The sequence below is a fragment of the Streptomyces sp. Tu6071 genome (assembly GCF_000213055.1).
GTDB lineage: Bacteria > Actinomycetota > Actinomycetes > Streptomycetales > Streptomycetaceae > Streptomyces > Streptomyces evansiae.
Map to the genome: position 1 here is coordinate 7,324,376 of NZ_CM001165.1, position 24,712 is coordinate 7,349,087.

The window sequence follows — 24,712 nt, forward strand, 5'->3', positions numbered from 1 at the left end:
ACTGACGTCACGTCATTTTCATTACTGACCAGTACTTTCACGTTCCGCCCCGGCTTCCGTGTGACGACGTGGTGAACGATCGGCCGATTCTGGTCCAGACCACTTGACAGCCCGCCCCGCGCCGCGTTGGGTCAAAGGTCCAGACCAGGAAACGGCGCGGGGCAACCCCCCTGTGTCCCCTGGCGGTTCGGCACGCACCACCCGAAGGGCACCCCCATGCACAACGAGAAGGAGCTGCGCCGGCTCGCACTCGGCGTCCTCCAGCCGGGCTTCGTCGGCACCACGGCTCCCGAGTGGCTCCTCGCCGCCATCCGGGACGGCCTCGCGTCCGTGGTGCTCTTCTCCCGCAACATCGAGACGCCCGAGCAGGTGGCCGCGCTCACCACGCGCCTCCGTGCCGAGAACCCCGAACTCGTCATCGCGATCGACGAGGAGTCCGGAGACGTCACACGCATCGAATCGCGCACCGGTTCCACCCGTCCGGGCAACCACGCCCTCGGTTACCTCGACGACACCGCGACGACCCACGCCGTCGCGCAGGACCTCGGCCACACGCTGCGCGCGGCGGGCGTCAGCCTCGACTACGCGCCGAGCGCCGACGTCAACAGCAACCCCGACAACCCCATCATCGGCGTCCGTTCCTTCGGCGCCGACCCCGACAGCGTGGCCCGGCACACCTCCGCCTGGATTCGCGGCCTCCAGTCGGCCGGCGTCGCCGCCTGCGCCAAACACTTCCCCGGCCACGGGGACGTCGCGGTCGACTCCCACCACGGACTGCCCGTCTACGAGGCATCCGATCGCGACATCGCCCGCCAGGCGCTGCCCCCCTTCCGCGCCGCCATCGCGGCGGGAGCGCGCGCGATCATGAGCGCACACCTCCTCGTGCCCGCCCTCGACCCGCACCGCCCGGCCACGCTCAGCCGCCGCATCCTCACGACCCTGCTCCGCGAGGAGCTCGGCTACGAGGGGCTCATCGTCACCGACGCCATCGAAATGGGCGCGGTCGCCGACGAGTACGGCATCGAAGGCGCCGCCGTGCGCGCCATCACGGCCGGTGCCGACGCGATCTGCGTCGGCGGCGAGAACGCGAGCGAGGGCATCACCCACAGCCTCGCCGACGCCCTGGTCGAGGCCGTCCTCGGCGGCGACCTGCCCGCCGCGCGCCTCGCCGACGCCGCCCGTCGCGTGGCCGAGTTCGCGACCTGGTCGGCGGAGCTGCGCCGCAACGCCACGGGCGCACCCGACCCGTTCGTCGGCCTCGACGCGGCCCGCCGCGCGATCCGCCTCAGCGACGCCGCACGCACCCGGCTGCCCCTGACCGGGGCCGCGCACGTCGTCGAGCTGGCCCCCCGCACCAATCTCGCCATCGGCAAGGAAACGCCGTGGGGGATCGCCGCGCCCCTGCGCGCCCGCACCCCCGACACCACCTCGGTGCGGTTGCGCGAGGAGGACCTCCCGGCCGAGACCCCCCTGCCCGCCGGAGTGCTCGCTCCCGCCGACGGCCGCCCGCTGGTCGTCGTCGTCAGGGACGCGGGGCGCCACGCGTGGATGCGCCGGGCGCTGACGGACATCGTCTCGGCGCGCCCGGACGCCCTCGTGGTCGAGACCGGGCTGCCCGGCCCGCTGCCCGGGGACGCACTCGTCTGCACCCACGGCGCCTCCACCGCGTCCGCCCAGGCGGTCGCCGCGCTCCTCACGGACGGCTCCGGCCTCCACGAGTACGAGACCCCGCAGGCGTCTCCGGCCGTCCCGGCCCCCGCGGATCTGTCCTGAATCCGACGCGACTCGTCCCGGCCATCGGTCCGGGACCGTCGCGCGCGCCGAGCGGGGACCGGTACGCCCCGAAAGCCCCGGGCGCGGAAGAAACCGCGGAAGTAACAGATCGTCGAAGAGGACACGGGAGGGACGCGGGGAATGGCCGGCGCCGCCGCACCCAAGAGGGAGCGGGTCCGACAACACATCCTCTCTCTCGTCAGAGGACGCGCGGCGGGAGAGGCCATTCCCTCCGAGCGCGAGCTGAGCGCGCGGCTCGGTGTCTCACGACCGACCTTGCGCGCGGCGGCGGACGAACTCGTCGCCAGCGGACTGCTGCGTCGTGAGCACGGTCGCGGCATGTTCGTCGCGGCTCCCGCGAAGACCATGCGGGAACTCGTCCCGAACGGCCGCGGCCTCGCCATGCCGCTCACCCGGGGCACCGTGTCCGGCCAGGTCCTCGGATGCTCCGTGGGTCGAGCGGAAGGGACCCCCGGACGACGGCTGGGAGCGGCGCCCCAGGACCTCCTCGTCCACGTCACGAGGCTGTGGAGGGCCGAAGGACGCCCGCTCTCCCTCGAACACCTCTACATCCCGCGGGAACTCGTCCCCGACCTGCCCACGCACACCCCGCAGGCCGGTCTTCACGCGCACCTTGAGGACTCCCACCGGAGCGAGGGGTACGAGGCGGTCCAGTCGACCGAACCGGTCCTCGTCGACGAGACCGAGGCCGCCGTCCTGGAGGTACCCGTTCTCTCCCCGGCACTGCTCATCGAACGCGTCACCACCGATGAACAGGGTCGACCCGTCGAATACGTGCGCTCCGTCTACCGCGGTGACCGCTACCGCGTCGTCTCCAGGCTCTCTCCACCACGCCCGCGGAGGGCCCCGGCCGACCCGGTCCCGCCCACTCCCCACGCCATGACGGGACCCGAGAGCGTTGTAAGCTAGGGGGACAGCCCTTGACCTGCGAGAACGCGGGCAGGGAGCCTACTCGTGGGAGTGCCCCGATGCTGCGAACCATGTTCAAGTCCAAGATCCACCGCGCGACCGTCACGGAGGCCGACCTCCACTACGTGGGATCGGTCACCGTCGACGCGGATCTCCTCGACGCCGCCGACCTGCTCCCCGGTGAGCTGGTCCACATCGTCGACATCACCAACGGCGCCCGCCTGGAGACGTACACGATCCCGGGCGAACGCGGGTCCGGCGTCATCGGGATCAACGGGGCGGCGGCGCATCTCGTCCACCCCGGGGATCTCGTCATCCTCATGTCGTACGCGCAGGTCGACGACGCCGAGGCGCGCTCCCTCGTGCCGCGCGTCGTCCACGTCGACGCCGACAACGAGATCGTCGCCCTCGGCAGCGACCCCTCCGCTCCCGTCCCCGGCACCGCCTCGCGGCGCAGCCCCCGCGCGATACCCGCCCCGCAGCACGCCTGAGCCCGTCGGCCCCCGCCCGCATGGCCCGGCGCGGACGGGCGCCGACGACTCTCAGGCGGGGGGCGCGGGCCCCTCGTAGCGCACGGCGAGACACGCGATGTCGTCGTCCAGCTTCCCCCTGCTCTGCGCCAGCAGCGCCCGGTGCAGCCGCCGCAGCAGTTCCTGCGGCATGAAACCCGCCGGAACCCCGCCCGCCCACCGCTCCAGCGGGAAAAACGCGCCGCCCGGCGCTCGCGTCTCGGTCACCCCGTCCGTGTACAGCAACAACGTGTCCCCGGGCCCGAACGGCACCCGCTCCACCGTGTACGCCGTGCCGAGGATCTCCGCGAGGTTGATCGGCGGGGACGCCGCGGGCGGATCGAGACTGCGCGGGGCGTCCTCGTGGAAGAGCAGCGCAGGCGGGTGGCCGCAGTTCAGGAACGACAGGTGCGTGCCCCCGCGCGGGATCTCCACCAGGATCGCCGTCGCGAACTCCTCCGCGTCCGCGCGCGAGCCCGTCCGCGAGCGGCAGTAGCGGCCCATGCTCGTGTCCAGGCGCTCCGCCACCTCGGCGAGGCCGCGCGCCTCGTACGCCACCTCGTGGAACGAGCCGAGCAGCGCCGCGGCGACCCCCACGGCGGGCAGACCCTTGCCCCGGACGTCCCCGAGCAGGAGCCGCAGCCCGAACGGCGTGTCCGCCGCCGCGTAGAAGTCCCCGCCCACCTTCGCGTGCGGCGCCGCCGCGAGATACAGCGTCGCGATCTCCAGGTGCGCGACGTGCCGCGCCACCGGGCGCAACAACACCTCCTGCGTCGTGTTCGCGACCGCCTCCACCTCGTTCAGCGTCCGCTCCCGCTGGGTACGCAGATGACTCGCGTACGCGGCCGCGAGCCCCACCGCCGCGATCGCGCCCGCCGTGAACATCGACTCTTGGTCCCCGTCGAGCACCGCGTACGCCAGCACCGCGAGCGCGCACACCCCACCGAGCAGCAGCGTCCCGCGCACCCGCCACAACGAGGCCGCGAGCGCGGGCGCGACCACGAGCAGCCGCGTGAAGGGAATTTGCGGGGGCGTCAGGATCGCCGCGAGACCGATCACCACCGTCAGCACCGCGGGGGCCAGGAGCACCGGGTCCCTCCGCCACGCCGCGACCCGCTTCGTTCCCGCACCCAGAACACGCATGAAAGGGATGGTAAGGAATCAAACGCCCGGCTCCGGGTGACGCGCCCCCCGCGCGCGCCGCCCCGGTCGACTCGTGCCTTCACCAGGCCCGCAGGCGGGGTCTCAGCCTGCGCACCCCCCGCCCTCACCGTGTGCGCACCCCCGCCCTCACCCCGTACCGCGCCCCGTCCTCACCCTGTGCCCACTCCCGCCCTCACCCCGTTCCGCGCCCCCGCCCCACCGGCCCCCGCGCCCCGAGGACAGGAGCACGCGCGTCCTCCGGCCCTCCGCGATTGGTCCATTCCACGACCCCCGTTTTGGCCCTGTCCGCAGGACCACGCGCCCGTCCAGGCTGGAACCCCACGCACCCCGGAGGTTCCCTTGACCATGTCCTTCCTGCTCACGAGCCTCGCCGTCGTCCTCACCCCCGGCACGGGTGTCCTGCTCACCCTCTCCACCGGACTCGCGCACGGCCGCCGCGCCGGTCTCCTCACCGCCCTCGGCTGCACGCTCGGCACCGTCCCCCACCTCGCCGCCGCCCTCACCGGCCTCGCGGCCCTGCTCCACCGCAGCCCCACCGCCTTCGCCGTCCTCCAGTACGCGGGCGCCGCCTACCTCGTCCACCTCGGGATCACCACCCTCCGCACCGCTCGCGCCACGCTCGCTGTCGACGCGGCCACCGCCCCGCCCGCCGGGGCCCGCCTGCTCGTCTCGCCGGTCCTCCTCAACCTCCTCAACCCCAAACTCACCCTCTTCTGCTTCGCCTTCCTCCCCGCCTTCGTTCCGGCCCGCACCGCCGATCCCTTCGCCGCCATGCTCCCTCTCGCCCTCGTCTTCATGGGCCTGACCTTCCTCGCACTCGCCGGATACGCCTTCGGGGCGGCGGCCGTACGCCGCCACGTCCTGAGCCGCCCGGCCCTGCTCACCGGGGCGAACCGCGTCTTCGGCGGCAGCTTCGTCGCCCTCGGCGCGGCGCTCGCGCTCGCCTGAACGCCCCTACAGAAGCGCCTCCTTGACGGACCAGGCAGCCGCGAGCGCGACGAGCGCGGGAGGTACGAGCCGGCCATCATGAACCCCATGGACGCCCCGATGCCCGAACCACCACCCCGTCGTGTCCCCGACCCACCACCCCGTCAGGTCTCCGAACCACCCCCTCAGGGACCCGAACCGCCGTCCCCTCCGGTCCCGGACCTCCTCCCGTTCGGCACCCGCGCCGTCCCCGCCCGCGACAAGACCGCCTGGCTCGTCGCCGAAGTGCGCCGCGCGATCGCCGAGGGCCGCCTCACCCCCGGCGCCCGGCTGCCGCCCTCCCGCACCCTCGCCAGCGCGCTCCGCCTCTCCCGCGGCGCCGTCACCGAGGCGTACCGGCGCCTCACCGAGGACGGCCACGTCGAGGGCCGGGGCCGCAGCGGCACGGTCGTCCGCGCCGTACCCCGCACCGTCCCGCCGCCCCGCGCGTCCACGCCCCCGCCCGCCGATCCCTTCGCCCCGGCCACGGGTGAGGCCGTCTTCGACGCCCTGCGCGAGCTGTCCGCCCGCATCGACCTCACACCGGGGCGTCCCGACCTCACCGCCTTCCCGCGCGCCGCCTGGCTGCGCGCCACGCGTGCCGTCCTCGCCGAACTCCCCACCGCCTCCCTCGGATACGGCGACCCGCGCGGCGAGCCCGCCCTGCGCACCTCCCTCGCGCACTGGCTCGCCCGCACCCGCGGCCTCCTCGTCCACCCTGACGACCTCCTCGTCCTCTCCGGCGCCGCGCAGGCCCTCTCGCTCCTCGGGCCGGTCCTGCGCGCGGAAGGCATCGACCAGGTCGCCTTCGAGGACCCGGGCTCGCTCGGCGTCCGCCAGCACCTGCGCCGCACGGGCTTCGCCACGCCCCCCGTCCCCGTCGACCACGCGGGCATCCGCGTCGACGACCTGCGCGCCACCGGCGCCCGCGCGGTCCTGCTCACCCCCGCCCACCAGTTCCCCACCGGAGTCGTCACGCGCGGCGGCCGCCGCCGCGCGCTGCTGCGCTGGGCGAGCGAGGGCGGCCTCGTCCTGGAGGACGACTACGACGCCGAGCACCGCTACGACCGCGCCCCCGTCCCCGCCCTGCGCACCCTGCTCGCCGACCGCGTCTGCTATCTCGGCAGTGCCTCGAAACTCCTCGCCCCGGCGCTGCGCCTCGGCTGGCTCGTCCCGCCCCCGCACCTGCGCGACGCCCTCGTCGACGCCAAGCGCTTCGCCGACCTCGGCAACGACGTCCTCGCCCAGCACACCTTCGCGCGCCTCATCGACAGCGGAGACCTGGAACGCCACGTACGGCAGTCGCGCACCCGGCACCGGCGCCGCAGGGACGCGATGATCGCCGCGCTCGCCCGCCACCTGCCGCACGCCGTCGTCCACGGGGCCGCCGCCGGGCTCCACCTCACCCTCACCCTCGACACGCCCGTCCCCGACACCGACGTGGCCGCCGCCGCGCTCGCCCGGGGCGTCAAGGTCCAGCCCCTTTCCTGGCACCGCGTACGCCCGGGACCGCCGGGGCTCGTCCTCGGCTACGCCGCCGTACCCGCCACCGCCATCGAGGAGGGAGTGGCCGCGCTCGGCGCGGCCCTGCGGGACCTCGCCTGAGGGCGGTCACCTCCCCTGCGCGCCCCGACCTCGCCCGAACCGTCACCGCTCCCCGCGCGCCACGAGCACCCGCTCCCCGGTCTCCTCGCACCGCAGCCCGTGCCCGCCGAGTTCCCGCGTCAGCACCTCCGGCGGCAGCATCCGGGTCAGGAACCGCTCGCCACGCCGCCGCACCACCCGCTCCCCGCGCCGCACGGTGTACGTGAACGCCAGCTCGGCCCCCTCCTCGCACGCCGTCTCCCGCACCTCGCCCTCGTAGGTGTCGGCGCCGACCCGTACCGGCGTGAACACCGCGACCTCCGCCGCGCGCGGCGCCCGCGCGCGAGGGCGGTCCATGAGCAGCAGCCCGCCGGGCTCCAGGACACGTGCCGCCGCCTCCCACAGCGCGTCGCGCGCCGCGCCGTCGAGCGTCGGAACGACGTTGTGGCACACCACCAACTCGGCGGAAGAATCCGGGATTTCCGCCTCGGGCAGCGTGCCCGGGTGCACGGTCACGCGCGCCCGCCGGTCCGCCCGGGACCACGCGAGACGCGTCAGCAGGAGCGAGCGCATGACCGCCGAGGGCTCCACGGCGTGCACCGGCGCCCCCGAGCACGCGAGCGCCATGAGACTCACCGTCCCGCTCCCCGCGCCCACGTCCACCACCGCGCCCCGCGCCGCGGCGACCCGCCCCCCGTACAACTCCGCCACGAGCCGGCTGTCCCGCTCGGCCTGGAGGATGTCGTAGAACTCCGCCGTCGTCCGGTACGCGTCCGCGCCCTCGCACTCACTCATGGGGCCACGGTGCCCGCCGGGCGCCCGCCGGAACGGAAGGCGGGGCCGGGATCAGCGCTTCTTGCGCAGCGACTCCGGCTTGTGGACCGCCCGCTTGCCGCTCTTGTCGCTCTCGACCTCGTACTGCGGCTCCTCCGGCGAGGCGTCCACGGTGCGCCCGGCGGCCTCCGTGTGCTTGTCCACCTTCTTCGTCACCTCGCCCTCGACCTCCTGACCGTGGCTGCTCCACGCCACGTCGTCGCCGCGCCGCAGCTTCTTGTCCTTCTTCGCCATGGGGACCGCCCTTCGTGCCGGGGCGCGTGCCACAGCGGTACGCGCCGTCCCGGCCCAGCCTCCCGCGCTCGCGGCGCCCGCGCGCCCCGGCACCGCCGAACGGCCCCGTCCGGGCCCCGTCCGCTCGCGCCCGTCCGCCCCGCGTGATCGGCTGACTCGCGACCGTACGAAGCGCCGCGGCTCGAAGAGCGGCACAGACAGTGGTGCGGGCACGAGGACGTCCCTACGGCCGATCGGCTTGGAGGCCCCATGCGGCGCGGAACCCCGGACGCGGCTCCCGGCCGCGCGCCCCACGAGCCCCCCGCCCCCCGCCGCGTCGCCGTCGTCACCGGCGCGGCGCGCGGCGTCGGCGCCGCCCTCGCCCGCGCCCTCGCGGCGCGCGGCATGGCCGTGGCCCTCCTCGGCAGGGAACTCGCCACGCTGGAGGCCGTCGCCCGCGAACTGCCCGTACCGACCTGCTCGCTGGAGGTCGACGTCACCGACGAGCCCGCCCTGCGCGGCGCCGCCGACTGCGTACGGGAACGTCTCGGACCCGCCTCCGTCGTCGTCGCCAACGCGGGCATCGCCGCCGCCGGTCCCTTCACGCACACCGGCGCGGCCCTGTGGGACCGTGTCATCGCCGTCAACCTCACCGGCAGCGCCGCAACGGCTCGCGTCTTCCTCCCGCACCTCCTCGCCAAGCGCGGCCACTTCCTCCAGGTCGCCTCCACGGCCTCCTTCGGCTCCGCGCCGATGATGAGCGCCTACTGCGCCTCGAAGGCCGGTGTCGAGTCCTTCGCCCAGGCGCTGCGCAACGAACTCGCCCCGGCGGGCGTCACGGTGGGCATCGCCTACCTGCACTGGACCGGGACGGGCATGATCGAGAACATCGACGAGGACCCCGTCCTGCGGGCGCTGCGCGCCCACCAGCCGGCCTTCGCGGGCCGCGTCCACCCGCCCGAGCAGGTCGCCGCCTGGCTCGCGCGGAGCATCGCCCGCCGCGCGCCCACCGTCTACGCGCCGCCCTGGCTCCGCTTCCTCCAGCCCCTGCGGCCCGTCTTCCCCTACGCCGTCTCGTACGTGTCACGCCGCGCCCTCGCGCGCCTCACGCCCGCCGAACTGGCCCGCGAGGCCGGCGTCCTCGGACCGGGCGGACGCGCCGACTGGGGCGCCGAGGACCGCACCCCCGCGCGCCCCGTGACGCCCCCGCACACCTGACGTCACGCCCCGGCGTGCTCCCTGGCCCGCGCGACGGCCTCGCGCACGTCACCCCGGTGGACGGGCCCGTGCCCGGCGAGCAGTGTCCCGGCCTGTATCGCTTCCAGGGCGGCGAGCGAGGCGAGGGTACGGGCCCGGTCGGCGTGGAACATCCCGGGCAGCAGCTGGGGGCCCGCCAGGCGCGAGGTGGGGTGCCCCGTCACGAGCGCGTCACCGCTGACGAGCACGCCGTGCTCCGGCAGGTGGTACGCGCAGTGCCCGCGCGTGTGCCCCGGCGTGTGCACGGGCACGGGCCGCCCCGGGAGGTCGAGCGCCCCGGCGACGGGGAAGGCCCGCGGCCCGGCGACGGGCACCGCGCCCAGTCCCCCCGAGCGCACCGCGCCCAGCGCCCAGGGGAGCACCCCGGGCCGCCAGGCCCGCGCGAGGATCTTCCCGATGGTCACCTGGTGCAGGAACTCCCTGCGCGCGTGCGGCACTTCCTCCTCGTGCATGAGGATGTCGGTCCCGTACGCGGTGCGCAGGTGCTCGGCCGCCCCGATGTGGTCGCCGTGCGCGTGCGTGATCAGCACGGCCCGTACGGCCTCCGGTGCGACGCCGAGCCGCGCGAGCGAGGCCAGCACCGCCTCCCGGTCGCCCGGATACCCCGAGTCGATGAGCGTCGCCGCGTCCCCGTCCTTGACGACCACCCAGTTCGTGTCGCTCCCGTGGACCAGGTGAACCCCCGCCGCCACCTCGACGACGTCCTCGTCCCGCAGCCCTGCCGTCATTGCCCGCCCTTTCGTGCCGGTGACAGCCCCTCAAGGAGGCCGTGTCCCGTGTCGTCGCGGCGGACGCCTGACGCGCCGCCGCCTTCTCTTCCTGCGGCATACTGCCCGCGAGACGTGCGCAGGGGAAGCGGGGGACTGATGAGGCGGGTGCGAACGGGAGTCGCGGCGGTCGCGGTGTGCGGTGTGCTGCTGGCGTCGGGCTGCTCCGGCGACGCGGCGTCCGAGGGCCCCGTACCGCTCGCCACCGGGCGCCCGCACCGCCCCGCGGACCCGGCCGACCTGAACGGCGACGGGTACGCCGACGCGGTCCTCGGCTCGGAGGAGCGCGGAAGCGTGGTCCTGTGGGGCGCGAAGGACGGACTCGACGCGCGGCGGACGAGCCGGTTCGCCGTCACGAACCCGGTGCGCGCCGACCTCGACGGGGACGGCTACACCGACCTCGTCGCGGCCACCGGGGGCGGTGGCACGGTGCTCCTGCGGGGCGGACCGCGCGGGCTCGCCGCTCCGCGCACGCTGCGCACCCCGCGCGGCTTCGTCCCCCGCGCCGCGGGGGACTTCGACGGCGACGGCACCACCGACCTCTTCGACGGCGGCGAAGGCGGCACCGGGGACACGAACACCCTGCCCGAGGACCCCGGTACCCCCGGCCGCGTCCTCCACGGTCCTTTCACCGCGGGCGGTGCCCCGGCCCGTACCCGCGCCCTCGACCTCGGCCAGCACGGCTACAGCAGCCCCGCCGGCGTGGCCGCCGCCGACTTCGACGGCGACGGCGCGAGCGACCTCGTCCTCGGCTACGCGTACGACGCGCAGGACGACGACAACGCGCCGCCGGACCTCACACCGGTCGCCTATTACAAGGGGGGCCCGAGCGGCCCGCGCCGCGACCGCTCGCGCGAGAAGGCCCTGCTCGCCGCCGCGGGTCCGGGAGAGGGCGGCTTCGCCTCGTTCCCGGGCGACACGGACGGCGACGCGGCGGCCGAACTCCTCGTCCCCGGCACCGCGCCCGGGGGACACGGCCGCCTCACCGTCCTCCACGGAGGCGCGGGCGGGCCGGGCACGGGCGGGAAGGCGGACGTGTACGAGGGCGAGGAGGGCGCCTTCGGCTCCTCGGTCCTCACCGGGCGCATCGACGGCGACTCCCGGGGCGACCTCGTCATCGGCGCGGCCGGCGCCTACCGCCACGACGACTGGATCACCGTCCGCGCCACCCGCGCCGGAACCCAGCGGCTCACGGCGCTCGACGACTGGATGCCGGGCCGCCCCAACGCCGCCCACTGGAACGAGTTCATGCCCCTCGCCCTGCTCGACGCGGACGGCGACCACCACGCCGACCTCCTCGCCCACGCCCCCCGCCACAACGGCGGCAAGGGCGCCTACGTCCTCCTGCGCGGCACGGACAAGGGCCTCTCCCTCCACGGCGTGCGCTCCCTCGCCCCCGCGCGCCTCGGACTGGACTGAGAACCGGCGGACGGGGCCTTGCCGCGACGGTTTACAGCTCTCTTCCAACGATGTAAAAAGTCAAGAGAGCCTCAAGTCGCCCTGCTGTTCCGCCGGTTGCCCGGCGGGAGGCCGCGAGAGGCCCGGCCCGTCCCGCGCTCCAGCCTTGTCATGTACGTGATAAAAGCCCGCCTGGTGGAGACCCGCCCGGAGTACCCGAAGGAGCCGCACCATGCCGCACGCCCCGACCTCCGCACCCCCGCCCCGCACCCTCAGACCCGCCCCGCGCGCCCTGCTCACCGCCCTCCTCGCCGTCCTCGCGCTGTGCGCGGGCGCCCTCACGGCCGCCGCGCCCGCCCGGGCAGCCGCGAGCGCCTGGGCCCCCAAACCCTCACCCCTCACCACGCCCTGGACCGACCAGGTCCCCACCGACAAACCGCTCAACGAGTACCCCCGCCCCCAGCTCACCCGCCCCGACTGGGCCAACCTCAACGGCATCTGGGACTTCGCCGTGACCGCCGCGAACGCGGGACAGCCCACGCAGTGGAACGAGCAGATCCGCGTCCCCTTCGTCGCCGAGTCGGCGCTCTCCGGCGTCAAGCGGCAGGTCAACGCCGGGGACAAGCTCTGGTACCGCCGCACCTTCACCGTCCCCGCGGGCTGGAACGGCAGGAACGTCGTCCTCAACTTCGGCGCGAGCGACTGGCGCACCACCGTGTGGGTCAACGGGCAGCAGGCGGGCGCCGAGCACAGCGGTGGCTACGACGCCTTCTCCCACGACATCACCGCCCTCCTCAACAGGGGCGGCACCAACACCGTCGTCGTCTCCGTCCTCGACCCCACCCAGTCCGGCGGCCAGGCGATCGGCAAACAGCGCTCCGGCCCCGTCGAACCCCACGCGGGCGGCGGCATCTTCTACACCTCCGCCTCCGGCATCTGGCAGACCGTCTGGCTCGAACCCGTCGCCCCCGCGCACATCACCCGCCTCGACATGACACCCGACCTCGGCACGAGCACCCTCAGGACCACGGTCCGCGCCGCCGGGGCCAGCGGCCGCCAGGTCCGCGTCACCGTCTCCACCGGCGGCCGGACGGTCGGCACGGCGACCGGCACCGTCGGCGGCGCCCTGAGCGTCCCCGTCCCCTCACCGCACCTGTGGACCCCCGAGGACCCCTTCCTCTACGACGTGCGCGCCGAACTCCTCGACGGCACCACCGTCACCGACACGACCGGCAGCTACACGGGGATGCGGAGCATCGCCCTCGCCCGCGTCGACGGCGTCCAGCGCCCCGTCCTCAACGGCAAGTTCGTCTTCCAGACCGGCACGCTCGACCAGGGCTACTGGCCCGACGGCATCTACACCGCGCCCACCGACGACGCCCTCAAGTACGACCTCCAGAAGCACAAGGACCTCGGCTTCAACATGGTCCGCAAGCACATCAAGGTCGAACCCCAGCGCTGGTTCTACTGGGCCGACAAGCTCGGCCTCCTGGTCTGGCAGGACATGCCCGCGATGGACCTGCGCACCCCCGACAGCGCCGCCCGCACGCAGTGGGAGGCCGAGTATCACGAGATCATCGACGAGCACCGCAGCTCGCCCTCGCTCGTCATGTGGGTCGACGAGAACGAGGGCTGGGGCCAGTACGACCAGGCCCGCATCGCCGACGACATCAAGGCGTACGACCCGAGCCGCCTCGTGGACAACATGAGCGGCGTCAACTGCTGCGGCGCCGTCGACGGTGGCAACGGCGACGTCATCGACCACCACAACTACGTCGGCCCCGGCGTCACGAGACCGAGCGCGAGCCGCGCCGCGGTCCTCGGCGAGTTCGGCGGCCTCGGACTGCGCGTCCAAGGGCACGAGTGGTACCCCGGCGGCGGCTTCAGCTACGAGGACCAGCCCGACGCGGCCCACCTGAACAACCGCTTCACCGGCCTCATCGACGCCCTGCGCCTCCAGCAGATGCCCGCCGGGCTCTCGGCCTCCGTCTACACCGAGATCACCGACGTCGAGAACGAGGCCAACGGCCTGCTCACCTACGACCGCCAGGCCGTCAAGGTCGACGAGAACCGGGTCCGCGCCGCCAACCAGGCCCTCATCGCCGCCTCGCGCGGCACCCCGCCCCGCGCCACCCTCCCGACCGGTGGCTACAAGTCCCTGCGCGTCACGACCCCGGGCTTCACCGACCGCTACCTGCGCCACTACGACGGCCTCGCGAACACCGAGCCCGTCACCGCCGCGAGCCCCGCACTCCTGAAGGCCGACGCCACCTGGAAGATCGTCCCCGGCCTCTCCGACTCCGCGTGCTACTCCTTCGAGTCCCGCAACTACCCCGGCGAGTACCTGCGCCACCGCGAGTTCCGGGTCCACCGCGAGGCGGGCGACGGCTCGGCGCTCTTCAAGGCCGACGCCACCTGGTGCGCCGTCCCCGGCGAGGGCGGCGTCCGCCTCATGGCCTCGAACTTCCCCGGCCAGTACCTGCGCCACTACAACTCGGAGGTCTGGCTCGCGACGCCCGGCGGCACCCACGCCTACGACACACCGGACCGCTTCACCGAGGACACCACCTGGGCCGCGGAGAACCCGTGGACCCCGTGAACGCGAACCGCTGACAGACGCGGGCACCCGTGGGGCGCGCCGAAGACGCTCCCCACGGGTGCCCGCCCGCCTCCTCCGCCCTCAGTCGGGCCACTTCCCCGTCAGCCGCTTCGCCGCCGTCGCCCCACCCCGCTCCACCGCGGCCCGCACCGTCGAGAAGATGGCGCCCTGGAGGGCAGCGGCCACCAGGATCTCGCCCCAGCGCCGGTCCTCGTCACCGGCCCCCGGAGCCTCGCCCTCGTGCCCGAGCCTCTTCCACGCCTGCCGGAAGAGCGCACCGGCCACCATCCCCGCGCCCATGCCCAGCGCCAGCCCCACCGGCTTGTACGCGACCTTGTCCACCTTCACGTCCCGCTCACCTCTCCCTGATGTTCCCGCGTGCGCACGTGACCGTGCCGTCCGCCCGCGAGTACCCCCGGCCGCTCCGGTCAGACACGGCTTCCACAAGCGGCCCCGCCGCGCCGCCCCGATTGCAGGGGCCGGGAGAGAGGGGGATTCTGAGGTGGTGAGCGAGAAGCCGGAGGCGGGCGGCGAGGCGACCAGGGGCCTTCCGGGGCTGCGGCACGTCCGGACCGGAATCGCGCTGGTCGAGGGCGACACGTACATCCTCACCGACGCGAACCCCGCGTTCGCCGAGCACGCCGGGCCGCACCTCGCCCCGCCCGGCGGCCCCGTCCCCCCGGGCCCCCTGCGCGCGGCACTGGACCGGGCCCGGCGCACGGGCCGCACCGAGCGGGTGCGCCTGCCGGCCGCGACACCGGGCCACGGGGACCCGCACGGCCCCCTCGTCCTCCTGTGCCTGCCCCTGCGCCCCGCTCAGGGCCCTCCGCCGCTCCTCCTGCTCGCCCAGGTACTCCCGGACACCGCCGAGACGGACCCCGCCGACGCGGGCCCCGGCGAGCGCCCCCTCGACGACGACGCGCTCGTCCTGCGCTACCAGGCGCTGCTCTCCGCCGTTCCGCAGGTCGTCTGGACGCGCGACCCCGAGGGCCGCGTCACCAGGCTCTCCGGGACCGAGGACGCCGGGCGGATCGCCCTCCCGCTGCCCGGGGACGGCGAGGACTGGCTCGACGCCGTCCACCCGAAGGACCGCGAACGCTTCACCCGCGAGTGGCACGAGGCCAACGCCGGGGCCACCCACGTCACCACCGTCGTCCGCGTACGCGTCGGCGAGGACCCCCGCGCCTACCGGCACCTGCGGCTCACCGCCGTGCCCGTCGCGCGCGCGGACGGGCGCCGCGAGTGGGTCGGTACCGTCGCCGACGCCGAGAGCGAGTGGTTCGCCAGTACACGCGAACGCCTCCTCGCCCGGATGGCCGAGGTCTCCACGGCCCGCGACCTGTCCGAGGCGTTCCGCACGACCGCCGCCGTCGTCGTGCCGGATCTCGCCGACTCGATCGCCGTCTTCGAGGTCCAGGGCGCCACCGCGCCGTCCGCGCTCGCCGCGCGCTCCGCCGTCCCCGCCGAGCGCGTCGCCTTCGCCCCCGACCTCCCCGTGCTGCCCCCGCTCGGCGACGGATTCTCGCTCGGGCACATGGCCGAGGAGGTCCTGCGCGACCGCGAGCCCCGCCTCGTCGTCTTCCCGGCCGGCGCACCGCCCGAGGACAAGATCTCATCCGTCTCGCGGGGGTGGCTGCGCGAGGCCGGGGCGACCTGCCTCGCGCTGCTCCCCGTCCTCGTGGACGGCCGCGCCGTCGCCCTCGCGAGCGTCGCCAACTGCCTGGGCAACCCGCCGCCGACCGAACTCGAACTGCGCCTGCTCCAGGACGTCCTGCAAGGACTCAGCCGCCCCCTGCGCCGCACCCTGGAACTGCAACGCGCCCGCGAGACCGCCCTCGTCCTGCAACGCTCCTTCCTCACCGCCGCCCCCGACCTCGCGGGCGCCGAGATCCGCGCCCGCTACGTACCCGCCAACGCCGCCGCCGAGGTCGGCGGCGACTGGTACGACGCGACCCGGCTGGCCGGAGGGGCCGTCGCCCTCACGATCGGCGACGTCGCCGGGCACGACCTGGACGCCGCGACCGCGATGGGCAGCGTCAACAGCATGCTGCGCGGCCTCGCCTGGGACGCCGGACCCCACGCCGACCCCGCCCGCACCCTGGACCGCCTCGACGGCATGGTGCAGGGCCTCGGCACGGCCTCGCTCGTCACCACCGTGCACGCGCTCCTGTGCCCCGCCCCCGGGCGCGGCTGGCACGTCACGCTCGCCAACGCGGGCCACCCGCCGCCCCTGCTGCTGCGCGCCGCGGGGCCCGTCGACTGCGTCGGCGACGAGGAGCCCGACCCGCCGCTGTGCACCCCGCCGGGACCTGCCCGCAGCAGCACGAAGCTCTTCCTTGCCAAGGGCGACACACTGCTTCTCTACACGGACGGACTCGTGGAGATCCCGGAGGCGAGGATCACCGACCGCATCGCGCACCTGCGCCACCGCGTCGAGAAACTGCACCGCGACGGCCAGACCCTGGAAGCCCTCGTCCGCGACGTCGTCGCGCACGTACGCGCGGGCAAGGACGACATCGCGGTCATCGCCTTCCGCGCGACGGGCTGAGCGGGGCGGTCCCCCGCCCGGCCACCGGGGCGGACGGGCCGCGTACCCGCCCGCCACGTCCGCCGCCGTGACTCAGCCGCCCACCGGCCCCACCGGCACGTCGCCCCGCAGCGTGATGCGGTGCATGACGCGATGCCGGTCCCCGTAGTCGCGGTTGGCGTAGTGGGACGTGGCGCGGTTGTCCCACAGGGCCACGTCGCCGGGCTGCCAGCGGTGCCGGATCGTGTGCTCCGGCTTGGTGAGGTGCGCGTACAGGATGTCGAGGATGCCCCGGCTCTCGTACTCCGAGACCCCCGTCAGGTGCGAGGTGAAGCCCGGATTGACGAACAGGCCCCGGCGCCCCGACTCCGGGTGCACACGCACCACCGGATGCTCGACGGGCGAGAGATCCGTGAACACCTCGCCCTCCCACACGTTCCCGCGCCCCTGCCGCCGCTGCGCCAGGTAGTAGCCGAACTCCCGGTTCCCGTCGTGCACGGCGGTCAGCGGGTCGATGAGCGCGCGCAGCCCCGGCGTCAGCGACTCGTACGCCGCCTGGCTGTCCGCCCACGACGTGTCGCCCCCGGCCGGCGGCAGCACCACGGCGCGCAGCACGGAGATCGCGGGCGGCCTCGCCACGAACGTCACGTCGGTGTGCCACACGTCGGCGAAACCGTTGTCCTGGCTGTCCAGCGCGAACACCTCCTCGGGCACGTCGCCCGAGTCGCGCACCGGATGACCGGCCGTCACCTCGCCGAGCCGCCGCCCGAACGCGATCTGCGCCGCGTCGTCGATGTCCTGCCCGCGCACGAACAGCACCTTGTACGCCACGAGCGCCGCGCGCACCGCGGCCACCTGCCCGTCGTCCAGCCGGCCGAGATCGATATCGTGCACCTCGGCGCCGAAACGGGGCCCGAGCGGAGTCAGGCGCAGCCCCGCCTCCGATACGCCCGGGGCGGTGCTCACGCGGTCACTGATGACGGTCATCGTGCTTCCTCCTTGTGCGGGGGCGGCGTCCCCGGGCCCCGCGGCAGCGGGCCGGGACGATCCAGGACGGCGCGCCCCCGACGGTGGGGGAGGGGCAGAGGGGAGCGCGGCACGGCGCGACGACCGGCGCCGCGTCGGACGGCGGCGTACGGAGGCGGCGCGAAGAGCCCGGCGCCGCGCGGGAAGGTCAGGCGGCAGCCGGGGCGGGAGAGATCAGCGACAACAACACGCGGCCGTGCGGAGGCGCGGTTCGAGGACCGGGCGGCACACCGACGATTCGTGGGTCACGGAAAAGTTGTACCGCACGGGACCGCGCCCGCACCAGCACGCGTCCAGGCTCTGGGACACGGCGCCCGGCGCCGCGCCCGCCCGAAGGCCCGGCCCGTACCCCGAACTCCGGGGTACGGGCCGGACGACCGTCTACCCCCGCCCCGCCACCACCCCCTCCCCGGCCCCCGCCACGACCCGCGTCAGCCGCTCCACGACCTCCGACATCGCCTCCCGGCCCGCGCCGAGGTACCCGCGCGCGTCCACGAGCCCCGGCTCCGCGCCCAGCCGCTCCCGTACCGCCGCCGTCAGTGCCACGTTCAGCGCCGTCCCCACGTTCACCTTCGTGATGCCGCCCCGCACCGCCGCGCGCACCTCCTCGTCCGGCACCCCCGAGGACCCGTGCAGCACGAGCGGCACCCCCGCCGCGTCCCGCAGGCGCCCGAGGAGCCCGTGGTCCAGCGCGGCCGTCCGCGACGTCATCGCGTGACTGCTCCCGACCGCGACCGCGAGCCCGTCGACGCCCGACGCGGCCACGAACGCCGCCGCCTCCCCGGGATCGGTCCGCGCCCCCGGCGCATGCGGCCCGAGTGGGGCAGCGCCGTCCTTGCCCCCCACCTCGCCCAGCTCCGCCTCCACCCACAACCCGTGCCCGTGCGCCCACAGCACGGCCTCGCACGTCGCCGCGAGATTCGCCTCGTACGGGAGCTTCGCCCCGTCGTACATGACGGACCCGAACCCCTCGTCGGCCGCCTGCCGCAGCAACTCCGCATCCGTCACATGGTCCAGGTGCAGTCCCACGGGCACACCCGCCGCCACCGCCGCGGACCGCGCCGCCGCCGCGAGCGGACCCAGCCGCCCGAGCCGGTACCGCACCGCGTTCTCGCTCACCTGGAGCACGACGGCGCCCCCTGCCCGCTCCGCCCCCGCGACGACCGCCTCCACGTGCTCCAGCGTGATCACGTTGAACGCGGGCAGCCCCCGCCCGCCCGCGACCGCCTCGGCGACCAGCTCCCCGGTCGGCACCAAGGCCACCGCTCACACCTCCCGCAGCACGACGGACCGCGTCAGGTGCCGCGGCTCGTCCGGCGTCAGCCCCTGCCGCTCCGCCAGCTCCACCGCGAGGCGCTGCGCCCGCACGAGCGCGAGCAGTTCGTCCCCCGGCTCCGCCACCCACAGCGCCCCGGTCCCGGCGACCTGCTCCGCGAGCCCGTCCGGCGCCTCGCCGAACATCCACGTCGCCGTCCCCTGCGTACTCACGCTGATCGGCCCGTGCCGGTACTCCATCGCCGGATACGCCTCCGTCCACGCCAGCGCGGCCTCCCGCATCTTCAGCGCCGCCTCCCGCGCGAGCCCCACCGACCAGCCCCGCCCCAGAAACGTGAACTGCCCGCACTCCAGCAGCCCCTCGGGCAGCGGCGCGACGAGCGCCTCGCGCGCCCGCGCCACCACGTCCTCCGGCTGCAGCCCCAGGTGCGCCCGCAGCAGCGTCAGCGCGCTCGTCGCGAACCGTGTCTGCACGACCGACTTCTCGTCGGCCCAGTCGAGGACGACGAGCCGGTCGGCGAGGTCCCGCACAGGCGTCGCCGGATCGGCCGTCACCACGACCGTCGGCGTCCGCCCCCGCAGCGCGGCGAGCACGTCGAGCACCTCCGTCGTCGTCCCCGACCGCGTCAGCGCGAGCACCAGGTCGTACGGGCGCGACGCGGGGAACTCCGAGGCGGCGAACGCGTCCGTCTCCCCCTGACCCGCTCCCTCGCGCAGCGCCGCGTACGCCTGCGCCATGAACAGCGAGGTCCCGCACCCGACCACGGCGACCCGTGCCCCCGGCTCCGGCAGCCCGAGGCCCCCGGCGGCCCCGAGCGCCGCCGCGCGCTCCCAGCACTCCGGCTGCGAGGCCAGCTCGTCCCGTACATGGCTCATGATGTGATCCCCTTGGTTCTCGACTGCTACGACGCTCACGACGTGACCGCCTCTCTTGACCCGTACGACGCTTCCGACCCCTGTACGACGCGGGGGAGCGCGCCACCGCGCCCGCACCCCGCCCCGATCCCCGCCCGGCCGCACGGCCCGGGCGGACGTGGAGAACACCCGATGTCGCGCGACACCCGATGGAAGGCCCTGCTCGAACTCCTCGCCGCCGAGGGCGGACTCGACGTCGACGACGCCGCGCACCGCCTCGGCGTCTCGCCCGCCACCATCCGCCGCGACTTCGACACCCTCGCCGAGCGGCGCATGCTCGTCCGCACCCGAGGAGGCGCCCTCCCGCACGGCGTCGGCTACGACCTCCCCCTGCGCCACAAGAGCGCCCGCCGCGCCGAGGAGAAGCAGCGCATCGCGCACGCCGTCGCCGCGCTCGTCCGCCCCGGCGAGGCACTCGGCCTCACCGGCGGGACCACCACGACGGCCGTCGCCGAGGCCCTCGCGGCCCGCGCCGACCTCGCCGACGGCGAGGGCGAGGGCCAGGCACTCACCGTCGTCACCAACGCCCTGAACATCGCGTACGCGCTCACGGCCCGCCCGCGGTTCAAGACGGTCCTGACCGGGGGAGTGGCCCGCCCGCACTCGTACGAGCTCACCGGTCCGCTCGCCGACGGCGTCCTCGGACAGATCACCCTCGACACCGCCGTCCTCGGCGTGGGCGCCCTCGACGCCGCCGAGGGCGCCGCGACGGCCGACGAGGCCGAGGCGGGCATCAACCGGCTGCTGTGCGCCCGCGCGCGCCGCGTCGTGGTCGCCGCCGACTCCAGCAAGCTCGGCGCCCGCGCCTTCGCCCGCATCTGCCCCGCCGAGGCCGTCGACATCCTCGTCACCGACACCGGAGCGGACCCCGAGGCGCTCGCGGACCTGCGGGAACGCGGCATCGACATCCGTACGGTCTGAACCCGCGCGGTCCGTACGCTCCACGCTCCCGCACACCCCCGCTCCACGACCCGGCCGACGCGCGCCATCCTGCCCTCTCCGCGCACGCCGTGACAAGAGATGCTCGAAACGTGAGCCGATTGAGCAAGATCAAGCATCGCTTGCTGTTGTCCTGTGAGAACAACAAGTAAGGATTATGTGAGGAGCCCCCGCCGCGCGGGCCCCGCATGGGACATTCCCCGGGACCTGACGGAGCGCCACGCCGCCCATGGGGCGGCGCCCAGCGAGAGGGCCCCGCATGACCCCCCACCACCCCCGCCCCGCCCACCCCGTCCGCGGAACCGCCCTCGCCCTCGCGGCGGCGGCAGGGCTCCTCCTCACCACCCAGAGCCTGCCCGCCGCGGCCGACACCCCCCGCCCCGCCGCGGCGACCGACAGCACGGTCACGGCGACCGACAGCACCACCACGGCGAGCGTCACCACCGCCACGGCCGCCGACTACTACGCGAGCGTCGAGGGCAAGACGGGCGCCGCCCTCAAGAGCGCCCTGCACACCCTCATCAGCGACCAGGACACCGTCACCTACAGCCAGGTGTGGGACGCCCTGAAGAAGACCGACGAGGACCCCGCCAACCCGGACAACATCGTCGAGCTGTACACGGGCAAGTCCATAGCCAAGTCCCGCCAGGGCGGCGCCCAGGGCGACTGGAACCGCGAACACGTCTGGGCCAAGAGCCACGGCGACTTCGGCACCGCCACGGGCCCCGGCACCGATCTGCACCACCTGCGCCCCGAGGACGTCGCCGTCAACGGCGCCCGCGGCAACAAGGACTTCGACGACGGCGGCGGCGCCGTCAGCGGCGCTCCCGGCAACTACACCGACAGCGACAGCTTCGAACCGCGCGACGCCGTCAAGGGCGACGTCGCCCGCATGATCCTCTACATGGCCGTCCGCTACGACGGCGGCGACGGCTTCCCCGACCTCGAACCCAACGACGAGGCGGGCAACGGCTCCGCACCCGCGATCGGCCGCCTGTCGGTCCTCAAGGAGTGGAACGAAGTCGACCCGCCCAGCTCCTTCGAGGAACACCGCAACGACGTCATCTTCGACAGCTACCAGCACAACCGGAACCCGTTCATCGACCACCCCGAGTGGGTCGAGTCGATCTGGTGAACCGTCGCCGCCGATGAGCCGGCACCCCCTCCGCCCGCCGGGGAAACGATTCCCCGGCGGGCGGTAGCCTCCGCGCATGACCGCCACCACCACACCCCGGGCGAGAGACCTCGGCCTCGGCACGGGAACCCTGCCGACCGGCCGCCACAACGCCATCACCGACGTCCCCGGCATCCGCGTCGGCCACACCACGGTGACCGCCCCGCCCCGCGTGCACAGCGGCGTCACCGCGATACTCCCCGAAGGCATCGGCCCCCGCGCCCCACTGCCCGCGGGATTCTTCGCGGGCAACGGCTACGGAAAGTTCATCGGCACGACCCAACTCACCGAACTCGGCGAGCTGGAGACCCCCCTCCTGCTCACCTCCACCCTCTCCGCGTTCCGCGTCGCCGACGCCCTCGTGGGCTGGGTCCTCGAACAGCCCGGCGCCGAGGACGTCCGCAGCCTCAACCCGGTCGTCGGCGAGTGCAACGACGGCCTCCTCTCCGACATCCGCAGCCGCCCGGTCGGCGAGCACCACGTCCGCGCCGCCCTCGCGTCGGCGAACACGGGACCCGTCGCGGAGGGCTGCGTCGGCGCCGGTACGGGCATGAGCGCGCTCAACTTCAAAGCGGGCATCGGCACCAGCTCACGCGTCCTGCCGCTCGCCGGACGCGAGACCACCCTCGGCGCCCTCGTCCTGGCCAACTTCGGCGGCACCCTGCGCCTCGGCTCCCGCACCGTCACCCCCGCCGACCTCGGCCTGCCTGTCCCCCCACCGCTCCCCGACACAGGCTCCTGCGTCGTCGTCCTCGCGACCGACGCCCCGCTCGACGCCCGACGCCTCACCCGCCTCGCGCGCCGTGCCGTCTTCGCCCTCGCCCGCACCGGCGCCTCCTACAGCCACGGCTCCGGCGACTACGGCCTCGCCCTCAGCACCACCCGCACCACGGCCCCCCTCGTCCCCGACGCGGACCTCGACCCCCTCTTCACCGCCGCGCTCGACGCGGTCGAGGAAGCGGTCCTCAACTCCCTCCTCGCCGCGACGACCACCACGGGCCCGCGCGGCGACGTCCGCCACAGCCTCCCCGCCGCACCCCTCCTGCGCCTCCTGAACGGCTGACGGGGACCGAGCCGCCCGTCGCGCTGTCGGGCCTGAAGCCGGGCCCCGCAGTGCTTGTCTCCAGCCCCGTGATCTGCCCCGACACGTGCGTCAGTCGTGGGTGAGCGCGTCCCCCAACGTGTCGAGCCCCTCGCGGAGCAGCGCGGCGAGCGGGATCTCTTCCGCGGACGCCCCGGTCTCCGGCCGCTCGTCACCGACCCACCGGACGAAAGCAGTCCTGAAGACGCCGCAGCCCGCTTCGGCGAGGAGGTTCGCACGCGTCTCCTCCACCCCGCGTTGGCGCAGGGCCTCGGCGAGCGCGCGGGTCAGGGACGCGAGCTTGATCAGCTCGCGCTCCTGGAGTTCCTGCTGCGCGCTGATGACCGCCTGGCGCGTACGGGCCTGCGCGCGCAGCCCCCGGAAACCGGCGCCCATCGCGCCGAGGCCGGCCGCGAGCGCGGCGCGGGGCGAGGCGCCCTCGGGGGCCGCGGCCACCGCCTCGGTCAGCGTCGTCTCCAGGCTGTGCCCGCCGTCGAAGAGCACTTCCCGCTTGTCGGGGAAGTGCCGGAAGTAGGTCCGCTCGGTGAGACCGGCCCGAGCGGCGATCTGCGCGACGGTGGTCCGCTCGTACCCGTGCTCGCTGTACAGCTCCAGGGCCGCGCGCGCCAGCCGTTCCTTCGTGTGGGGCTCCCATCTCGCCATGAGCCCGATTCTACGCGGTCCCCGCGTCGCGATGTCAGTGACTGCCATCATGGTGCTAGCCTTGACGATGACAGTCACTGACATCGAGTGTGATCACGTTGAGGAGTACCGCCATGCGCGTCTTCGTCACCGGGGCCTCCGGCTGGATCGGTTCCGCCCTCGTCCCCGAACTGCTCGCCGCCGGACACCACGTTCTCGGGCTCGCCCGCTCGGAGGCATCCGCCACCGCCCTGGAGAAGGCCGGGGCCGAGCCCGTCCACGGCTCCCTCGCCGACCTCGACCTCCTCCAGGAGACGGCCCGCGCCAGCGACGCCGTCGCCCACCTCGCCTTCCGCCACGACATCGCCTTCACCGGCGACTTCCTCGGCGCCGCCCGGTCCGACCGCACCGCCGTGGACGCCTTCGGCGCGGTGCTGGCCGGCACGGGCAAGCCCTTCACGGTCGCCTCGGGCCTCCTCGGCCTCGCCCCCGGCCAGGTGGCGACCGAGACCACCTGGCCCGTCGGCGACGACGACAACCCCGGCTCCGTGCGCGCTGCCACCGCCCGCGCCACCGTCGACCTGGCGGACAAGGGCGTCCGCTCCTCGGTCGTCCGCCTGGCCCCGACCGTCCACGGCGAGGGTGACGGCGGATTCGTCCCCGCACTCGTCGGCATCGCCCGCGAGAAGGGGGTCTCCGGCTACATCGGCGACGGCACCCAGCGCTGGCCCGCCGTCCACCGCCTGGACGCCGCCCGCCTCTTCCTCCTCGCCCTGGAGAACGCCCCGGCCGGAGCGGTCCTGCACGCGGCGGCGGAAGAGGGCGTCTCGCAGCGCGACATCGCCACCGTGATCGGCGAGAACCTGAACCTCCCCGTCACCTCGGTGGCCCCCGCCGACGCACCCGCCCACTTCGGCTGGCTCGCGGGCAACACCGCCCTCGACTCCCCGGCCTCCGCCACCCGCACGAAGGCGCTGCTCGACTGGAACCCCACCGGGCCCGGCCTCCTCGCCGACATGGCGGCCCACTACTTCACCGCCTGACCCTCCCCGCACGGCGCTCCGCTCCCGCGCGTGGGGCGGAGCCCGGCGAGGTCACGCGCCAGCCCACGCCACTGCGTCACACATATTGAGTAACCA

General features: G+C 74.7%; 22 protein-coding genes. 13 read left to right on the forward strand and 9 right to left on the reverse strand.

The genetic code is table 11. The features are described 5' to 3' along the window. Nucleotides 1-216: 216 nt before the first annotated feature. The 3 genes from STTU_RS31255 (at nucleotide 217) to panD (ending at nucleotide 3,194) form a co-directional block, all read left to right on the forward strand. The gene (locus STTU_RS31255; protein ID WP_007830349.1) at nucleotides 217-1,773 is read left to right on the forward strand and encodes a glycoside hydrolase family 3 N-terminal domain-containing protein; all 1,557 of its coding nucleotides are present in this window, start codon (nucleotides 217-219) and stop codon (nucleotides 1,771-1,773) included. Nucleotides 1,774-1,914: 141 nt separating this feature from the next. Continuing rightward, nucleotides 1,915-2,703, forward strand: coding sequence for a GntR family transcriptional regulator (locus STTU_RS31260; RefSeq protein ID WP_078519067.1), 789 nt, complete (start codon nucleotides 1,915-1,917; stop codon nucleotides 2,701-2,703). A 59-nt stretch (nucleotides 2,704-2,762) separates the two neighbouring features. After that, the gene (gene panD / locus STTU_RS31265; RefSeq protein ID WP_043256899.1) at nucleotides 2,763-3,194 is read left to right on the forward strand and encodes an aspartate 1-decarboxylase; all 432 of its coding nucleotides are present in this window, start codon (nucleotides 2,763-2,765) and stop codon (nucleotides 3,192-3,194) included. Between the two features lie 51 nt (nucleotides 3,195-3,245). On the opposite strand, the gene STTU_RS31270 is transcribed toward panD, so the two are convergent. After that, a complete protein-coding gene (locus tag STTU_RS31270) occupies nucleotides 3,246-4,355 on the reverse strand; it encodes a PP2C family protein-serine/threonine phosphatase (RefSeq protein WP_007830356.1) in 1,110 nt (369 codons plus the stop codon). A 366-nt stretch (nucleotides 4,356-4,721) separates the two neighbouring features. On the opposite strand from STTU_RS31270, the gene STTU_RS31275 reads away from it, so the two are divergent. Both STTU_RS31275 and STTU_RS31280 read left to right on the forward strand, forming a co-directional pair. Further along, complete coding sequence (locus tag STTU_RS31275) at nucleotides 4,722-5,324, forward strand: LysE family translocator (protein WP_007830358.1); 603 nt, start codon at nucleotides 4,722-4,724, stop codon at nucleotides 5,322-5,324. 99 nt (nucleotides 5,325-5,423) lie between these two features. Further along, nucleotides 5,424-6,947, forward strand: a complete 1,524-nt coding sequence (locus STTU_RS31280) for a PLP-dependent aminotransferase family protein (RefSeq protein ID WP_007830361.1) — start codon at nucleotides 5,424-5,426, stop codon at nucleotides 6,945-6,947. Between the two features lie 42 nt (nucleotides 6,948-6,989). Here STTU_RS31280 and STTU_RS31285 read toward each other — a convergent pair whose 3' ends face one another. Then, nucleotides 6,990-7,721: a class I SAM-dependent methyltransferase gene (locus tag STTU_RS31285; protein WP_007830362.1), complete on the reverse strand. Its 732-nt coding sequence runs from the start codon at nucleotides 7,719-7,721 to the stop codon at nucleotides 6,990-6,992. A 51-nt stretch (nucleotides 7,722-7,772) separates the two neighbouring features. Then, on the reverse strand, nucleotides 7,773-7,994 hold the full coding sequence (locus STTU_RS31290) for a DUF2945 domain-containing protein (RefSeq protein ID WP_010268527.1): 222 nt from the start codon (nucleotides 7,992-7,994) through the stop codon (nucleotides 7,773-7,775). A gap of 249 nt (nucleotides 7,995-8,243) precedes the next feature. Between STTU_RS31290 and STTU_RS31295 the strand changes: the two genes are divergently transcribed. After that, nucleotides 8,244-9,191, forward strand: coding sequence for an SDR family oxidoreductase (locus STTU_RS31295; RefSeq protein WP_007830366.1), 948 nt, complete (start codon nucleotides 8,244-8,246; stop codon nucleotides 9,189-9,191). A gap of 2 nt (nucleotides 9,192-9,193) precedes the next feature. Here the strand turns inward: STTU_RS31295 and STTU_RS31300 are convergent, their stop codons facing one another. Beyond that, nucleotides 9,194-9,958, reverse strand: coding sequence for an MBL fold metallo-hydrolase (locus tag STTU_RS31300; RefSeq protein WP_007830368.1), 765 nt, complete (start codon nucleotides 9,956-9,958; stop codon nucleotides 9,194-9,196). Between the two features lie 138 nt (nucleotides 9,959-10,096). Between STTU_RS31300 and STTU_RS31305 the strand changes: the two genes are divergently transcribed. Together STTU_RS31305 and STTU_RS31310 are read left to right on the forward strand one after the other, a co-directional pair. Further along, nucleotides 10,097-11,416, forward strand: coding sequence for an FG-GAP repeat domain-containing protein (locus STTU_RS31305; RefSeq protein WP_234019349.1), 1,320 nt, complete (start codon nucleotides 10,097-10,099; stop codon nucleotides 11,414-11,416). A gap of 211 nt (nucleotides 11,417-11,627) precedes the next feature. Beyond that, on the forward strand, nucleotides 11,628-13,994 hold the full coding sequence (locus STTU_RS31310; RefSeq protein ID WP_007830373.1) for a glycoside hydrolase family 2: 2,367 nt from the start codon (nucleotides 11,628-11,630) through the stop codon (nucleotides 13,992-13,994). Nucleotides 13,995-14,075: 81 nt separating this feature from the next. On the opposite strand, the gene STTU_RS31315 is transcribed toward STTU_RS31310, so the two are convergent. Then, nucleotides 14,076-14,342 carry a DUF4235 domain-containing protein gene (locus STTU_RS31315; RefSeq protein WP_007830374.1) on the reverse strand — a complete coding sequence of 89 codons (267 nt, stop codon included), beginning with the start codon at nucleotides 14,340-14,342 and terminating at the stop codon, nucleotides 14,076-14,078. Nucleotides 14,343-14,496: 154 nt separating this feature from the next. Between STTU_RS31315 and STTU_RS31320 the strand changes: the two genes are divergently transcribed. Continuing rightward, the gene (locus tag STTU_RS31320; RefSeq protein ID WP_007830375.1) at nucleotides 14,497-16,542 is read left to right on the forward strand and encodes a SpoIIE family protein phosphatase; all 2,046 of its coding nucleotides are present in this window, start codon (nucleotides 14,497-14,499) and stop codon (nucleotides 16,540-16,542) included. Between the two features lie 72 nt (nucleotides 16,543-16,614). On the opposite strand, the gene STTU_RS31325 is transcribed toward STTU_RS31320, so the two are convergent. From STTU_RS31325 to STTU_RS31335, 3 genes are all read right to left on the reverse strand, one after another. Next, nucleotides 16,615-17,508, reverse strand: a complete 894-nt coding sequence (locus STTU_RS31325) for a TauD/TfdA dioxygenase family protein (RefSeq protein ID WP_007830376.1) — start codon at nucleotides 17,506-17,508, stop codon at nucleotides 16,615-16,617. A gap of 420 nt (nucleotides 17,509-17,928) precedes the next feature. Continuing rightward, a complete protein-coding gene (locus STTU_RS31330) occupies nucleotides 17,929-18,810 on the reverse strand; it encodes a class II fructose-bisphosphate aldolase (protein WP_007830378.1) in 882 nt (293 codons plus the stop codon). Nucleotides 18,811-18,813: 3 nt separating this feature from the next. Beyond that, a complete protein-coding gene (locus STTU_RS31335) occupies nucleotides 18,814-19,698 on the reverse strand; it encodes an SIS domain-containing protein (protein ID WP_043256905.1) in 885 nt (294 codons plus the stop codon). 171 nt (nucleotides 19,699-19,869) lie between these two features. Between STTU_RS31335 and STTU_RS31340 the strand changes: the two genes are divergently transcribed. The 3 genes from STTU_RS31340 to STTU_RS31350 all read left to right on the forward strand — a co-directional run bounded on the left by STTU_RS31340 (nucleotide 19,870) and on the right by STTU_RS31350 (nucleotide 22,913). Beyond that, complete coding sequence (locus STTU_RS31340; RefSeq protein ID WP_007830380.1) at nucleotides 19,870-20,658, forward strand: DeoR/GlpR family DNA-binding transcription regulator; 789 nt, start codon at nucleotides 19,870-19,872, stop codon at nucleotides 20,656-20,658. Between the two features lie 277 nt (nucleotides 20,659-20,935). Beyond that, nucleotides 20,936-21,811 carry an endonuclease I family protein gene (locus STTU_RS31345; protein ID WP_007830387.1) on the forward strand — a complete coding sequence of 292 codons (876 nt, stop codon included), beginning with the start codon at nucleotides 20,936-20,938 and terminating at the stop codon, nucleotides 21,809-21,811. A 76-nt stretch (nucleotides 21,812-21,887) separates the two neighbouring features. Continuing rightward, nucleotides 21,888-22,913, forward strand: coding sequence for a P1 family peptidase (locus STTU_RS31350; protein WP_007830389.1), 1,026 nt, complete (start codon nucleotides 21,888-21,890; stop codon nucleotides 22,911-22,913). Nucleotides 22,914-23,003: 90 nt separating this feature from the next. On the opposite strand, the gene STTU_RS31355 is transcribed toward STTU_RS31350, so the two are convergent. Continuing rightward, nucleotides 23,004-23,594, reverse strand: a complete 591-nt coding sequence (locus STTU_RS31355) for a TetR/AcrR family transcriptional regulator (protein WP_007830391.1) — start codon at nucleotides 23,592-23,594, stop codon at nucleotides 23,004-23,006. A 113-nt stretch (nucleotides 23,595-23,707) separates the two neighbouring features. Here STTU_RS31355 and STTU_RS31360 point away from each other — a divergent pair, with 113 nt between their 5' ends. Continuing rightward, nucleotides 23,708-24,616, forward strand: a complete 909-nt coding sequence (locus STTU_RS31360; protein WP_043256907.1) for an SDR family oxidoreductase — start codon at nucleotides 23,708-23,710, stop codon at nucleotides 24,614-24,616. Nucleotides 24,617-24,712 lie beyond the last annotated feature (96 nt).

Excerpts from the sequence above, each read along its gene's own strand:
- STTU_RS31285 (WP_007830362.1), bottom strand. The coding sequence starts at position 7,721 with ATGAGTGAGTGCGAGGGCGCGGACGCGTACCGGACGACGGCGGAGTTC.
- panD (WP_043256899.1), top strand. The coding sequence starts at position 2,763 with ATGCTGCGAACCATGTTCAAGTCCAAGATCCACCGCGCGACCGTCACG.
- STTU_RS31345 (WP_007830387.1), top strand. The coding sequence starts at position 20,936 with ATGACCCCCCACCACCCCCGCCCCGCCCACCCCGTCCGCGGAACCGCC.
- STTU_RS31295 (WP_007830366.1), top strand. The coding sequence starts at position 8,244 with ATGCGGCGCGGAACCCCGGACGCGGCTCCCGGCCGCGCGCCCCACGAG.
- STTU_RS31350 (WP_007830389.1), top strand. The coding sequence starts at position 21,888 with ATGACCGCCACCACCACACCCCGGGCGAGAGACCTCGGCCTCGGCACG.
- STTU_RS31340 (WP_007830380.1), top strand. The coding sequence starts at position 19,870 with ATGTCGCGCGACACCCGATGGAAGGCCCTGCTCGAACTCCTCGCCGCC.
- STTU_RS31300 (WP_007830368.1), bottom strand. The coding sequence starts at position 9,958 with ATGACGGCAGGGCTGCGGGACGAGGACGTCGTCGAGGTGGCGGCGGGG.
- STTU_RS31355 (WP_007830391.1), bottom strand. The coding sequence starts at position 23,594 with ATGGCGAGATGGGAGCCCCACACGAAGGAACGGCTGGCGCGCGCGGCC.
- STTU_RS31275 (WP_007830358.1), top strand. The coding sequence starts at position 4,722 with ATGTCCTTCCTGCTCACGAGCCTCGCCGTCGTCCTCACCCCCGGCACG.
- STTU_RS31335 (WP_043256905.1), bottom strand. The coding sequence starts at position 19,698 with ATGAGCCATGTACGGGACGAGCTGGCCTCGCAGCCGGAGTGCTGGGAG.
- STTU_RS31260 (WP_078519067.1), top strand. The coding sequence starts at position 1,915 with ATGGCCGGCGCCGCCGCACCCAAGAGGGAGCGGGTCCGACAACACATC.
- STTU_RS31255 (WP_007830349.1), top strand. The coding sequence starts at position 217 with ATGCACAACGAGAAGGAGCTGCGCCGGCTCGCACTCGGCGTCCTCCAG.
- STTU_RS31290 (WP_010268527.1), bottom strand. The coding sequence starts at position 7,994 with ATGGCGAAGAAGGACAAGAAGCTGCGGCGCGGCGACGACGTGGCGTGG.
- STTU_RS31305 (WP_234019349.1), top strand. The coding sequence starts at position 10,097 with ATGAGGCGGGTGCGAACGGGAGTCGCGGCGGTCGCGGTGTGCGGTGTG.
- STTU_RS31325 (WP_007830376.1), bottom strand. The coding sequence starts at position 17,508 with ATGACCGTCATCAGTGACCGCGTGAGCACCGCCCCGGGCGTATCGGAG.
- STTU_RS31360 (WP_043256907.1), top strand. The coding sequence starts at position 23,708 with ATGCGCGTCTTCGTCACCGGGGCCTCCGGCTGGATCGGTTCCGCCCTC.
- STTU_RS31270 (WP_007830356.1), bottom strand. The coding sequence starts at position 4,355 with ATGCGTGTTCTGGGTGCGGGAACGAAGCGGGTCGCGGCGTGGCGGAGG.
- STTU_RS31310 (WP_007830373.1), top strand. The coding sequence starts at position 11,628 with ATGCCGCACGCCCCGACCTCCGCACCCCCGCCCCGCACCCTCAGACCC.
- STTU_RS31280 (WP_007830361.1), top strand. The coding sequence starts at position 5,424 with ATGCCCGAACCACCACCCCGTCGTGTCCCCGACCCACCACCCCGTCAG.